The sequence below is a fragment of the Pseudomonas sp. IPO3749 genome (genome assembly GCF_013386605.1).
GTDB lineage: Bacteria > Pseudomonadota > Gammaproteobacteria > Pseudomonadales > Pseudomonadaceae > Aquipseudomonas > Aquipseudomonas azotoformans_A.
Window position 1 is genome coordinate 1 of sequence record NZ_JACARN010000100.1, and the last position, 12,450, is coordinate 12,450.

12 protein-coding genes and 1 pseudogene are annotated in these 12,450 nt (G+C 63.2%); 7 read left to right on the top strand and 6 right to left on the bottom strand.

The genetic code is table 11. The features are described from left to right. Nucleotides 1-81 precede the first annotated feature (81 nt). The 3 genes from HX812_RS29155 to HX812_RS29165 are packed head-to-tail and all read right to left on the bottom strand — an operon-like array spanning nt 82 to nt 2,808. Complete coding sequence (locus HX812_RS29155) at nt 82-1,008, bottom strand: sugar ABC transporter substrate-binding protein (RefSeq protein ID WP_033903167.1); 927 nt, start codon at nt 1,006-1,008, stop codon at nt 82-84. Nucleotides 1,009-1,027: 19 nt separating this feature from the next. Further along, nucleotides 1,028-1,807, bottom strand: a complete 780-nt coding sequence (locus HX812_RS29160; protein ID WP_038841821.1) for a TIM barrel protein — start codon at nt 1,805-1,807, stop codon at nt 1,028-1,030. Beyond that, complete coding sequence (locus HX812_RS29165; RefSeq protein ID WP_038841818.1) at nt 1,804-2,808, bottom strand: Gfo/Idh/MocA family oxidoreductase; 1,005 nt, start codon at nt 2,806-2,808, stop codon at nt 1,804-1,806. The genes HX812_RS29160 and HX812_RS29165 overlap by 4 nt, the downstream gene beginning before the upstream one ends. Before the next feature lie 185 nt (nt 2,809-2,993). Between HX812_RS29165 and HX812_RS29170 the strand changes: the two genes are divergently transcribed. Continuing rightward, complete coding sequence (locus HX812_RS29170; protein ID WP_038841817.1) at nt 2,994-4,955, top strand: sigma-54-dependent Fis family transcriptional regulator; 1,962 nt, start codon at nt 2,994-2,996, stop codon at nt 4,953-4,955. Between the two features lie 53 nt (nt 4,956-5,008). Here HX812_RS29170 and HX812_RS29175 read toward each other — a convergent pair whose 3' ends face one another. Beyond that, nucleotides 5,009-6,058 (bottom strand): LacI family DNA-binding transcriptional regulator, encoded by a 1,050-nt coding sequence (locus tag HX812_RS29175; protein WP_038841814.1) that lies wholly within the window; start codon nt 6,056-6,058, stop codon nt 5,009-5,011. Between the two features lie 162 nt (nt 6,059-6,220). Between HX812_RS29175 and HX812_RS29180 the strand changes: the two genes are divergently transcribed. From HX812_RS29180 to HX812_RS29195, 4 genes are read left to right on the top strand one after another with little or no spacing between them, the layout of a single operon-like run. After that, nucleotides 6,221-7,315 (top strand): fatty acid desaturase family protein, encoded by a 1,095-nt coding sequence (locus tag HX812_RS29180; protein WP_038841811.1) that lies wholly within the window; start codon nt 6,221-6,223, stop codon nt 7,313-7,315. A gap of 28 nt (nt 7,316-7,343) precedes the next feature. Next, complete coding sequence (locus HX812_RS29185) at nt 7,344-7,664, top strand: MocE family 2Fe-2S type ferredoxin (RefSeq protein ID WP_028619741.1); 321 nt, start codon at nt 7,344-7,346, stop codon at nt 7,662-7,664. A 2-nt stretch (nt 7,665-7,666) separates the two neighbouring features. Further along, nucleotides 7,667-8,866, top strand: coding sequence for an NAD(P)/FAD-dependent oxidoreductase (locus tag HX812_RS29190; protein ID WP_038841809.1), 1,200 nt, complete (start codon nt 7,667-7,669; stop codon nt 8,864-8,866). Between the two features lies 1 nt (nt 8,867). After that, entirely contained in the window at nt 8,868-9,686 is an 819-nt protein-coding gene (locus HX812_RS29195; protein WP_038841806.1) for a sugar phosphate isomerase/epimerase, read from the top strand. On the opposite strand, the gene HX812_RS29200 is transcribed toward HX812_RS29195, so the two are convergent. Further along, the gene (locus HX812_RS29200; protein WP_038841804.1) at nt 9,687-10,559 is read right to left on the bottom strand and encodes an undecaprenyl-diphosphate phosphatase; all 873 of its coding nucleotides are present in this window, start codon (nt 10,557-10,559) and stop codon (nt 9,687-9,689) included. It lies immediately after the preceding gene. A gap of 179 nt (nt 10,560-10,738) precedes the next feature. On the opposite strand from HX812_RS29200, the gene HX812_RS29205 reads away from it, so the two are divergent. Beyond that, entirely contained in the window at nt 10,739-11,245 is a 507-nt protein-coding gene (locus HX812_RS29205; RefSeq protein WP_038841802.1) for a GNAT family N-acetyltransferase, read from the top strand. On the opposite strand, the gene HX812_RS29210 is transcribed toward HX812_RS29205, so the two are convergent. After that, entirely contained in the window at nt 11,223-12,167 is a 945-nt protein-coding gene (locus HX812_RS29210) for a GlxA family transcriptional regulator (RefSeq protein WP_033903177.1), read from the bottom strand. The two genes, HX812_RS29205 and HX812_RS29210, sit on opposite strands and share 23 nt — an antisense overlap. A 159-nt stretch (nt 12,168-12,326) precedes the next feature. On the opposite strand from HX812_RS29210, the pseudogene HX812_RS32215 reads away from it, so the two are divergent. Further along, a pseudogene (locus HX812_RS32215) lies at nt 12,327-12,431 on the top strand (TetR/AcrR family transcriptional regulator); the annotation flags it as partial. Between the last annotated feature and the right edge of the window lie 19 nt (nt 12,432-12,450).

Sequence of the window (12,450 nt, forward strand, 5' to 3'; positions counted from 1 at the left end):
GTGTCAGTCAACAGATTCATTGGCTGATCCACCGCATTCGCGAGCAAGCCCGCTCCCACATTTGAATTTGTGTATTTCACTCTACTTGTAGCGCTGCTCAAACACCGCCACCTGCTCCGGCTTGATCAATTCAAACGGCACCCACACCTCCGGCTCGATCGCCTCGCCCTTGATCATCCGCACCGCCGCCTGCACTGCTTGGGTCGCCTGGGCTTTCGGGTCCTGGAACACCGACGCCGTCAGCAACCCCCGCTTGATCGCCGCCAGCCCATCGGGCAAACCATCAATACCCACAATCGCCACGTCACCCTTGGCTTTCCCTGCTTGCTGCAAGGCCATGGCCGCACCAATCGCCATTTCATCGTTATTGGCCACGATCGCATCGAACTGCGTGCCCGCCAGCAGCCAGTTGCTGGTCAGGTCCATGCCCTTGCTGCGTTGCCATTCGGCGCTTTGCTGCTCGACCACCTTGATCCCGGGAAAGTCCTTGAGCACCTGTTTGGCGCCCTCGGTGCGGTCATGGGTGGCGTTCTGTGCAAGGTCGCCCATGATGATCGCCACATTGCCCTTGCCGCCGAGTTTTTCCGCCAGGTAGCGCATCTGCAACTGCCCGGCCTCGATGTCGTTGGAAGCCACGGTGACCACGCCTTTGGGCAATGTGCGCTCGTCCGGATGGCGGTTGACGTACACCAGCGGCGTCTTGGCCGCGACGGCGGCGCGGGTCATGTTGGCGGTGGCGGCGGTGTCCACCGGCAGCACGATCACCGCGTCGACCTTCTGGTTGAGAAAGCCTTCGACCTGATTGAGCTGGCGCACCACATCGCCCTGGGCATCTTCGAACTGGATCTGCACATCCTGCTGCTTGGCGGCCGCTTCCAGGCCGGTGCGCACGTAGGTCATGAAGTTATCGTCGACGCGGGCAATGCTCACGCCGATGCGATAAGCCGCGAACGTCCATTGGCTGAACAGCAGCAACAGGGTGGCAGCAAACAACGAATAGCGATTCATAAGGGTGATCCTTTTATTGTTATAGGGTGAACGCCTGGCGGAAACGCGCCAAAGCCAACTCGCTGTCGCCGCTGGCCCAGCCTTCCAGACCGACCACGCCGCTGTAGCCCATGGCGTGCAAGGCCCTGGCGATGGCCGGGTAGTGAATTTCACCGGTGCCGGGCTCCTTGCGTCCCGGCACGTCGGCCACCTGGATTTCACCGATATGTGTGCCGGCGCGCTGGATCAGTTCGATCAGGTTTCCTTCGCCGATCTGCGCGTGGTACAGGTCCAGGTTCATCTTCAGTTGCGGGCTGCCCACGGCCTCGATCAGCGCCAGGGTATCGTCGGCGCGGGCGAAGGGGGTGCCGGGGTGGTCAACGTCCGTGTTGAGGTTTTCCAGCAGGAACACCCGGCCGGCGTCTTCCCCCAAACGGGCGATTTTTTCCAGGGTCTTGCAGGCGCTCAGCCACATGCGGCCGGTGGTCTGGCTCACGGGCTGCACGGGCAGGCCGCCGTCACCCAGGCCGGTGCCGTGCAGGTTGAGGCTGGGGCAATTCAATTGCTCGGCCACCCCTAAGGATTCGCGGGCGCTGTCGAGCAGTTGGCGGATACCGTCGGGGTCGGTGAGGGTGCCGCTGATGTAGCCGGTCATGGAGGTGAAGTCGGCGCCGGTAGCCGCCAGGGCGGCGATGTCCTTGTTTGTCCAGTTCCAGATTTCGGCACTGAAGCCCAGCGCATGAATACGCTTCACGCGTTCGATGAAGGGCAGGTCGAGAAACACCATTTCCGCGCTGACGGCCAGCGTGAACGGGCTCATACGGCCACCGCCTTGCCGGTTTCGAACGACTCGATGCAGGCGCGGGCAATCGCCAATGCCGCACGCGCGTCTTCGCCGCTGGCCAGGGGTTTGGCGCCGCTGCGCAGGCAGTCGACGAAGTGGTTGAGCTCGGCGATGTAGGCGTCGCGCAACAGGTCGGTGTCCAGGCGCTGGGTGTCGGCCTGGATGCCCTGGGCCAGGTAGCGCACCAGGTCGCAATCGTTGAGGCTGCCCATGCTCAGCATGCCGGCGCTGCCAAACACTTCGCCGCGCACGTCGTAGCCATACACGGCCTGGAAGTTGGCCTCGGCGGTGGCGATGGCGCCGTTGTCGAAGCGAATCGCGACCACGGCAGTGTCGAGGAAGCCTTTGCTTTTGTATTCCGGGGCGATCAAAGCGTCGGCCATCACGTAGACCTGCACCGCCTCGGCGCCAGGGTTGAGGTAGCGCAGGGTGTCGAAGTCGTGGATCAGGGTTTCCAGGAAGATCACCCATTGCGGCGACTTGGCCGGGTTGTTCAACGCCGGGTCGCGGGTCAGCGAGCGCAGCAGCTGCGGGGTGCCGATGCGGCCAGCGGCAACGTCGAGGTGCGCGGTGCGAAAGCTCTTGGCGAAGCGCCGGTTGAACCCGACCTGCAGCGGCACCCGCGCATCGGCCGCAGCGGCGATGGCGCGGTCGGCTTCATCGAGGGTGATGGCCATGGGTTTTTCGCAGAAGATGCCCTTGCCGGCGCGGGCGGCGCTGATCACCAGTTCGGCGTGGCTGCGCGCGGGGGCGGCGATGAGTACGCCGTCGATGTCCGGGTCGTCGAGCAACTGCTGCGGGTCGGTGTAGACCTTGCTCACCCCCAGCTCAGCGGCGAGGCGGGCGGCCTGGCCCGGTGTGGGGTCGGCAATCGCTGCCAGGCTGGCGCCGGAGATATGTCGCGCGGCGGTCAGGCCGTGGAAGCTGCCCATGCGTCCGGCACCGATCAAGCCCAGGCGGATGTTCTGTGTACTCATGAAATAACCCCTTGTTGTTATTGGCCTCAGGACGGTCCTGATGGCAAAGGGGTCAGAGCAAGGGCTGTGCCATTTTGTAATGTGTTGATAAATAACGATTAATAATTATCTACAAACAAAAAGTGTTCATTTTGATGACATGCCTATACTGACATGTCAAAAACATGAACACGGAATCCCGCCCAATGAGCATGGCGTTCAGCGTGCAAGACCTCGACTACCTGACGGCCCTGGGGCCTGCCGCGCTGAACGATGGCCCGGTCGTCGCACTGGAACAGGCCTGGCGCGACTGCCTGGCCGGCCAGGTCGAACGCCCGGCGGGTGTGCGTCAAGTGATCTGGGATTCGTGGCGGCGCAGTGTCCAGGCGGGTATCGACCCGGCCGACAACGCTTATCGCTTCGTTGGCGCTGACACGCTGGCTGCCATCCTGGCCACCCACCGCGTGCTGATCGAGGCGGCCGCGCAAGTCATGCATGGTTTACTGGCCTACAACCCGCGCGGTCATATCAACCTCACCGATGCCGACGGCACCACCCTGTATTTCTGTGGGCTGGACATCACCCCCGTGGGCAGTCGCCTGCTGGAATCGGTACAAGGCACCAACTGCACCGGTCTGGCGCTGGCCGAGGATCGCCTGGTGTACGTGCTGGCCGAGGAAAACTTCGGCGTCGGCCTGCGCCAGCGCCGCATGCATTGCGCCGCGGCGCCGATCAAGAATGCCCAGGGCCAGACTGTGGCCATGCTGACGCTGACTGCCGAGCCCGGCTGGTTTCACTTCCATACCCTCGGCACGGTGCAGGCTGCGGCCGACGCGGTATCGCGGCAGATGGCCCTGCAAGGGCTGTTGGAAGAACAGCAGGCCGTCCTCGAAGTGCTCAACGAAGGCCTGGTGGTGCTGGACGAACGCGGCTGCATCAAGGCGCTCAACCGCTATGCCCGGCAGTTGTTTGGCGTCGGGCTGGAGCTGATCGGGCGGCCTTTCCAGCAACTGGGCCGTAGTGAACTGAGTGATGCCCTTGGCGAGCCCGTGCGCGACCTCGACTGCACCTTCCACCTGCACAACCGCAGTCAACTCGCCTGCCTGGTCTCGGTGTGCCCGCTGGAGCAGGGCGGGGTGATCGTGTCGTTGCGCGAGAACCGCCGCATCCGCGAAATCACCCGGCGCCTCATCGGCACCCAGGCCAGCTACACCTTCGACACCATCCAGGGCAGCTCGCGGGCGATCCAGGACGCGCTGCACTTGGGACGCATCGCCAGTCGCAGTGATTCCACCACCCTGATCCTTGGTGAAAGCGGCACCGGCAAGGAGTTGTTCGCCCAGGCCATCCACAATGGCAGCGAGCGCTGCAACGGCCCATTTGTGGCGGTCAACTGCGGTGCGATTCCACGGGACCTGGTGCAAAGCGAACTGTTCGGCCACGTCGAAGGCGCGTTCACCGGCGCCACCCGTGGCGGCTCGGCGGGCAAGTTCGAACTGGCGGATGGCGGCACCATCTTTCTCGATGAGATTGGCGACATGTCCTTCGATGCCCAAGTCAGCCTGCTGCGGGTGTTGCAGGAGGGTGAAATCACCCGCGTGGGCGCGAAAAACTCGCGGCCAGTGAACGTGCGCATCATCGCCGCCACCCACCGCAACCTCAGCCAGGCCGTGGCGCAAGGCGCGTTTCGCGAAGACCTCTACTACCGACTCAACGTGCTGAACCTGACCGTGCCGCCGCTGCGCATGCGCCGCGAAGATATTCCGCTGCTGGCGCGGCATTTTCTGGTCCGGTGCGCTCGTTCACTGCGTAAATCGGTGCAGGGATTTTCACCAGACGCCCTGGCGCTGCTCACGGCCTATGGCTGGCCGGGCAATGTGCGCGAGTTGGAAAACAGCATCGAACGGGCGACCAACCTGGCGATGGGAGCACGGATCGAAACGGTGGATCTGCCGCTGGAAAGCCGCCACCGCACCCCGCTGCGCATCCAGGAAGCGCCGCCTGCCCAGGACCTGAGCAGCCACGAAATGCACGCCATCGTCGCCGCGCTCAACAGCACCGGCGGCAACATCCGCCTGGCCGCGCAGCAACTCAACGTGTCGCGGGGTGGGCTGTACAACAAGATGAGTCGGTTTGGCCTGAATGCCGGGGATTTCCGTCGCAACTGAGAGCCAAGAACCCCCTGTGGCGAGCGGGCTCGCCACAAAAGAAGGCGGCACGTTCAGTTGCCCCTATTTTCGGATGTCACAATCTGCGGCGGTACATACACCCGCTGCCGCACCGGATCGAACCCCTCTGCACTCTGCAACTCCACCATCAGCCGCACCAACGCCATCGCTGTCTGCCCCGGCTGCGAGTCCATCACTACATCAATCAACCCCTGGCCCAACGCCTGGCGCGACAGCGCGGTCGACTCCTGCAGGATGCAACACAGCGCCGGACGCTTGGGCAGCTGCGCCAGGGCGCTGATGATGCCGTCACCGCCGCCGCCCACCACGCACAATCCGCGCAGGTCGCTGTGGCGGCTGATCAGGTCGAGGGTGGCTTCTTCGGTGATGTCGCAGTTGTCCAGGTTGATCAGCGGCTCCAACGGCTTGAGCCCCGGCGCGTGTTCGGCCAGGTAGCTGTGCAGGCCTTCGACCCGTGCCTGGTGCCCGAGGAAACGATGGCCGCCGAGCAGGATGCCCACGCTGCCTGTGCGGGCGCCGCAGGTGCGGGCGAGCAGCCAGCCCATGGTGCGGCCGACCACATGGTTGTCCTGGCCCACATAGGGTTCTTCGGCCTGTTCGTGGATATCCGAAAGCAGGGCCACCACGGGCACACCGGCTTCGCGGATCTGCTTGAGGCAGGCGTTGATCAGCGGATGGGCAAAGCTCACCACCGCAAGGCCATCGCATTGCACGGCCAGTTGTTCGATCTGCGCGACAATGGCGCTGGGCGTGCGATCGACGATGTACTCGAACTGGCACGTCAGGTTGGCGCCGGCATGCTGCTCGGCGGCGGCGCTGATGGCTTGCGCCAGGCTGGCATAGAACGCCTGGGCGGTGGCCAGCAACAGGATGCCGAAACGATAGGTCGGCCGGCGTTCGCGAATGCGCTGGCCGATCAACCGCGCCGCAAAATAGCCCACGGCTTCGGCCGCCTGGAACACCTGCTCGGCGGTCTCGGGGTTGACCGGCGCACGTGCATTCAACACACGGTCGACGGTGGCCACACTCAGCCCGGCCTGGGCGGCAACGGTGGCGATGGTTGGGCGTTTATTGTTGTTCATGACAGGCCCCTTGAGCGTCTTGATAGAAAACTATCAAGCCCCGCTGGGCCTGGATGATAGCTTGATAGGGAATGGATTCAAGGCCTTGAGGGTGATTTAGGCGTTCTCTATCGTGGGTTTCACACAGCACCTGAAACCACCCGCTTGCGGAGAACAATAACAATGCCTGAACACACCGCTCACACCGCCCGGCGCGACTACAGCCTCACCGGCCCCGAAGCCGCCCGCGCGGCTGAAAAGGGCCTGGTCTCGGCCAGTTGGTACCAGTCGCCCATCTCGCGCAAACGCATGAAAGAACTGATGCAGCGCCGCGATGGCCCGGCCTTGCTCGACACCGCCATCTGGCTGATCGCACTGTTGGCCACCGGTTTTGGCGGCTACTGGTTCTGGGGCACCTGGGCCTGTGTGCCGTTCTTCCTCGCTTACGGCGTGCTCTACGGCACGGCGTCCAACCCGCGCTGGCACGAAACCGGCCACGGCACCGCGTTCAAGACGCGCTGGATGAACGATGGGTTGTATCAGGTCGCCAGCTTCATGTGCATCTTCGAACCCCACGTGTGGCGCTGGAGCCATGCCCGTCACCACACCGACACCATCGTGGTCGGCCGCGACCCGGAGATCGTCGAGCCGCGTCCGCCGAGCCTGTTGATGATGTTTCTGAGCCTGTTCAACCTGCCCCTGGCCTGGAAAACCTTCAGCGGTGTGGCGCGGCATGCCATCGGCAAGATGAGTGCCCAGGAGGCGGATTTCATCCCGGAGTCCGAATGGCCCAAGGTGTTTCGCGCGGCACGTATCTGGGTGGGTATTTATGCCGTGGTGATTGGCACCGCGTTGTATCTGCACAGCTGGTTGCCGCTGATGCTGGTTGGCCTGCCGAGCCTCTACGGTGCCTGGCTCGGTTATATCTTCGGCCTCACCCAGCACGTCGGTCTGGCCGAAGACGTGCTGGACCACCGTAGCAACTGCCGCACCATCTACATGAACCGCGTGCTGCGCTTTATCTACATGGACATGAACTACCACCTCGAACACCACATGTACCCGATGGTGCCGTACCACGCCCTCGCGCAACTGCACGAAGAGATCCGCAGCGACTGCCCGCCGCCGTACGCCAACCTGTTCGAGGCATACAAGGAAATCCTGCCGACGATCTGGAGGCAGCGCAGCGACCCGACCTATTTCATCCAGCGCCCGATTCACCCGAACACTCATTCGGCTGCCCATGCGCCGGTGCATGCAGAAACCGCTGCTGGCTGATCTCCACCCAAGAACAAGAGAAAACACCATGAACGACCAATGGATCGACGTCTGCGCCGTGGGCGAAATCGACGAAGAAGACGTGCTGCGCTTCGACCACGGCCCGCACACCTATGCGCTGTACCGCTCGGCCGAGAATGAATTCTTCGCCACCGCCGGCCTGTGCACCCACGAGAAAATTCACCTGGCCGACGGCCTGGTGATGGACCACGTGATCGAATGCCCCAAGCACAACGGGCGCTTCGACTACCGCACCGGCAAGGCCCTCGGCGCGCCGGTGTGCGTCAACCTCAAGACCTACCCGGTGCGGGTCGAAGCGGGGCGGGTGTTGCTCGCGGTCACGGCCTGATGATGAACGCTCCGTTGATTATCGTCGGGGCCGGTCATGCCGGTGGCCGGGCGGCGCTGACCTTGCGCGAAGAAGGTTATACCGGGCGCTTGATTCTGATAGGCGATGAACCGCACTTGCCCTATGAGCGGCCGCCGTTGTCCAAAGGCCTGTTGCAGGGCACGGTGGAGCTGGCTGGCTACAGCTTGTGCGACAGTGCGCGACTGGCCGAACTGGGCATAGAGCACATCGCCGGTAACCCAGTGACTCATCTGGAACCGCAGCAACATCGCCTGCAACTTGCCGACGGCCACTGGTTGCCTTACGCCGGTCTGCTGTTGGCCACCGGCGGCCGGGCGCGGCGTTTGCCCCAGGCGCAGGCCAATGTGCTTTACCTACGAACCCATGATGAAGCGCTGGCGTTGCGCAGCGCCTTACGCCCCGGCACGCGGCTGGTGGTGGTGGGTGGTGGTTTTATCGGCCTGGAAGTCGCGGCAACGGCACGTGGCCTGGGCTGTGAAGTGACGGTGCTGGAGGCCGGGCCGCGCCTGGCGGGGCGTGTATTGCCGCCGGTGATCTCCCAGGCGTTGCTGGATCTGCATCGCGAGCACGGTGTGCAGGTGCGTTTGAATGTGGCGCTGGAATCCATCCAGGCCGACGCCGTGCTGTTGGTGGACGGGCACCGCTTGCCCTGCGACCTGATTGTGGTCGGCATCGGCATGCAACCCAATCTCGAACTGGCGGCAGCAGCAGGGCTGGAGGTGGGGCAGGGCATTCGTGTCGATGCGTACCTGCGCACCAGCGCGCCGAACATCTATGCCGCCGGAGATGTGTGCGAGTTCCGCCTCGACGGTCTCTACCAGCGTCAGGAAACCTGGCGCAATGCCGAAGCCCAGGGCCGGCATGCGGCGCTGAACCTGCTGGGGCGCGAAGTGCCGTTCGAGGCGCTGCCCGGTTTCTGGTCCGATCAGTACGACTGGGGCTTGCAGACTGTCGGCGTGATCACCCCGACAGTAGTTAGCCGTCCATTACCGAGCGGCGGCCTGTTGCTGTTCTACCTCGACGCCGATCAGCACTTGCGAGGCGCCTGTGGTTGGGCGCCGGGCAACAGCGTGGCCAAGGACATCAAGCTCTGTGAGCGCCTGATCAGCGCGCGGATTGCGCTCGATACCGCCAGCCTGGCCAACCCCGAGCTGTCTCTCAAACTCCTGCTGCGAGGCTGATATGCGCCAATTCCTGGTGTTCCAATCCCTGTGGGCGATGCAGACCGAACCCGGCTGTCTCGACACCCAACTCGACCGCATCCAGGCCGCCGGTTTTGACGGCATTACCGACCATTACTGGCAGCCTGCCGATGTTGCCCGTTTGCACGCGGCGGCTAGCTCAAGAGGCTTGCAGATCGAGGGCCAGTTGTTTCCGCAATCGGTGGATGACCTGGCCGCCGCACTGGATGTGATCAGTCGCTGCGGCTGCCACCACCTCACCCTGCAAGCCGACGTGCGCCCGCGCACTCAAGCCGAGGCGGTCCGGTTGATCGAAGGCTGGCAACGCCTGGCCGAGCAGGTGGACTTTCCGGTGTTGCTGGAAACCCACCGTTATCGCCTCACCAACGACCTGCTGTTCACCCTTGACCTGCTGGCGCAAATGCCGGACTTGAAGCTGCTGGCCGACCTGTCCCACTACGTGGTCGGGCGTGAACTGCCCGAGCCCGGCGCGCCTGAAGACGACGACCATATCCGCACGATTTTGCGCCACAGCTGGGGTTTCCACGGCCGCGTCGCCAGCAGCGAGCAGGTGCAAGTCTCCCTGGACTTTCCCCAGCACCAAGCCTGGGTACAGCGTTTTACCCAGTGGTGGCGCTACGGGATTGAGGACTGGCTGGCCCGGCCCGACACGCCGCAGAGCCTGTCCTTCACCTGCGAACTGGGCCCGCCGCCCTATGCGATCACCGGCGCGGACGGGCGTGAGATCAGTAATCGCTGGGCCGAAGCGCTGAAGATGCAGGCGTTGATTCGCGAGGTGTGGGAGAGCTGTCAGGCATGATCAACTCAACAGCCCGGTGCTGACCGCCACAATCAGGAAGATCCCCAGCAACGCGCGATAAATCACGAACGGCCAGGTGGAGAACCGCTCCAGGAACTTCATCAGGCCCCAGATCGCAAAAAACGCCGAGAGGCTCGCGACTACCAGGCCGAACAGCAAATGCGGCCAGGCATGGGCCGGCATGTCGGCGTGCAGCAGCACCCACAGTTCTTTCAAGCCGGCGAGGGCGATGGCGGGCAAGCCGAGCAGGAAGGAGAACCGCGCGGCTTCCTCACGCTTGAAGTTGAGGAACAGCGCGGCGGTCAACGTAGAACCAGACCGCGAAACCCCTGGAATCAGCGCGCCAATCTGGGCAATGCCCACGATCAACGCATCCCGCAGGCGCATCTCGCTCACCTCGCGGGTGTGGCGTGCGCGCACTTCGGCCACCGCCAGCAGTACGGCCATGACCACGCAGGAAATACCGATCACCATCAACCCGCGCAACGGTGAGTTGCAGGCGTTCAGGGTCGAAGACAGCGCCAGGCCGGCAATGCCGATGGGGAGGGTCGCCAGCACAATCGCCACCGCCAGCTTGAACCAGCGATCGTTGTAGTCACCTCTGCGCACGGCGTCGATGCTGCCGGTGGTCACCTGGCGCACATCCCGCCAGAAGTAACTGACCACCGCCGCCAGCGCCGCCAACTGCATGGCCGCGGAGAATGCTGAACCGGGGTCCTGCCAGCCGAGCAGGGCGGGAACTACACGCATATGGGCGGTGGATGACACCGGCAGTAGCTCGGTAATGCCCTGGATCACGCCCAGGATGAAGATCTGTAGGTAATCCAGGGAGGCAAAACCCACGTCCAGGCCGGCGGTACAGGCGTTTGTCAAAATACGTGTCCTTGAAAGAGAGCGGCTATTTCGCGGAGTTTATTCGAAATGTTTCAGGGTTTCGGCCGAGGCAACACCTATTTGCAATCGGTTCAGCAAGTAGAAAGGTTGGCCGCTCTCTTGGCCTGCCGCCAGGTTTTGTGAACAATGGTGGCCTGTGTTTTTTCACCGAGAGTCTCATGCCCGAAGTCACCGTCGAATTGATCCAGACCGGCCCGGAGCACGCCGAGCTGATCCGTAATCTTTACCAGTACTACGCCTATGAATCCTCTGACTGGGAACAGGAAGATGTGGAGGCCGATGGCCGTTTCTACACCCATGACGAACACCTGGTCCGTTACTGGCAGGACCCGCAATGGAGCGCCAACCTGCTGTTGGTGGATGGCTATATCGCAGGTTTCCTGTTGATCGAAGGCAGCGAACTGCCGGGCATCGATGCCCTGGAGCTGGCCGACCTGTTCGTCCTCAAGCGTTACCGCCGCAAAGGCATCGGCCGCGCCATCGCCAGCCAGGTGCTGTGCAGTGGCGAGGCTGATTGGCTGGTGCGCTTCTATGATCAGGATGAAGTGTCCCAAGCGTTCTGGCGCACGGTGCTGGATAACCTGCCGCGTCCGGTACAGACGATTGAGCTGGAGGATGACCCGCAGTTGGTGAGTTACCTGATTACGCGGGCGGCACTGCATTAAACGCCTGCTGCATCACCTGCGGCGGCTGCCCGAACGCCCTTAAGAACGCCTGGCGCATGCGCTCGCGATCACCAAACCCGGTTTCGCGGGCGACCACCTCGACCGGGTGGCGACTGGTTTCCATCATTGCCCGCGCCGCCTCCACCCGCAGCGATTCGATGGCTTTGGCCGGCGTTTGCCCGGTCTCTTCGCGGAATACCCGACTGAACTGACGCGGGCTGAGGCGGGCGACATCGGCCAGCGCATCTACCGACAAGTCGTGGGTCAGGTTCTCGCGGGCATAGGCCAAGGCCAGTTGCACGCGGTCCGACTTGGGGTCCAGTTCCAACAGCGCCGATAGCTGCGATTGTTCACTGCCACGGCGTTGGGCGATCACCAGTTTGCGCGCAATGCGCCGGGCCAGATCGCTGCCCAGGTCGTTTTCCACCATGGCCAACGCCAAGTCCACCCCGGCACTCATGCCGGCGCCGGTCCACACCTGGCCGTCCACCACGAACAGCTTGTCTTCTTCCAAATGAATGTGCGGATAGCGCTTGCGAAAGGCCGGCGCGTGAATCCAGTGGGTGGTGGTGCGCTTGCCTTCCAGCAAGCCTGCTTCGGCCAGCACGAAGATGCCCATGCACAACGAGGCGACGCGTCGCGACTGGGCGGAGGCGGCCTTGACCAGTTCCAGCAGGTTGGCCTCTGGCAGGCGGAACTCCAGGTAGCCGCTGACGATGAGGGTGTCGTAGCCCTCCGGCCGGATCGGCGTGGTGTTCACCGAAAAACCCTGGGACGTCATCACCGCGCCGCCGCTTTCCGACACCAGGTGAAACTCATAGGCCGGCTCGCCACGCAACAGGTTCGCGCACTCGAACACCGAGCCCAGGCTGAGACTCAAGGACTGGAAGTTCGGGTAAACCATCAGCGCAACGCTGTGCATCGCATGTCTCCGGGTGGGGGGAGCAGAGATTGTCGGCGGCTGCCGGGAAAACGGCAACCGACTTTGGCGCATGTCCGAAATCCTTGCGGATCTGACATTGTGCGAGTTTGCCCAGGCTCCTAACATTCTCTCAACGCACTAGACGACTGGTCTAATCCGATGAGCAGCGAAACTAAAACAGTACGCCAGAGCATTCTCGACACGGCGCAATTGATTGTTGGCCGCAAAGGTTTTTCTGCGGTGGGCCTGAACGAAATACTGCAACGGAAACTCTGAAAAAGAC

Excerpts from the sequence above, each read along its gene's own strand:
- HX812_RS29155 (WP_033903167.1), bottom strand. The coding sequence starts at position 1,008 with ATGAATCGCTATTCGTTGTTTGCTGCCACCCTGTTGCTGCTGTTCAGC.
- HX812_RS29160 (WP_038841821.1), bottom strand. The coding sequence starts at position 1,807 with ATGAGCCCGTTCACGCTGGCCGTCAGCGCGGAAATGGTGTTTCTCGAC.
- HX812_RS29165 (WP_038841818.1), bottom strand. The coding sequence starts at position 2,808 with ATGAGTACACAGAACATCCGCCTGGGCTTGATCGGTGCCGGACGCATG.
- HX812_RS29170 (WP_038841817.1), top strand. The coding sequence starts at position 2,994 with ATGAGCATGGCGTTCAGCGTGCAAGACCTCGACTACCTGACGGCCCTG.
- HX812_RS29175 (WP_038841814.1), bottom strand. The coding sequence starts at position 6,058 with ATGAACAACAATAAACGCCCAACCATCGCCACCGTTGCCGCCCAGGCC.
- HX812_RS29180 (WP_038841811.1), top strand. The coding sequence starts at position 6,221 with ATGCCTGAACACACCGCTCACACCGCCCGGCGCGACTACAGCCTCACC.
- HX812_RS29185 (WP_028619741.1), top strand. The coding sequence starts at position 7,344 with ATGAACGACCAATGGATCGACGTCTGCGCCGTGGGCGAAATCGACGAA.
- HX812_RS29190 (WP_038841809.1), top strand. The coding sequence starts at position 7,667 with ATGAACGCTCCGTTGATTATCGTCGGGGCCGGTCATGCCGGTGGCCGG.
- HX812_RS29195 (WP_038841806.1), top strand. The coding sequence starts at position 8,868 with ATGCGCCAATTCCTGGTGTTCCAATCCCTGTGGGCGATGCAGACCGAA.
- HX812_RS29205 (WP_038841802.1), top strand. The coding sequence starts at position 10,739 with ATGCCCGAAGTCACCGTCGAATTGATCCAGACCGGCCCGGAGCACGCC.
- HX812_RS29210 (WP_033903177.1), bottom strand. The coding sequence starts at position 12,167 with ATGCACAGCGTTGCGCTGATGGTTTACCCGAACTTCCAGTCCTTGAGT.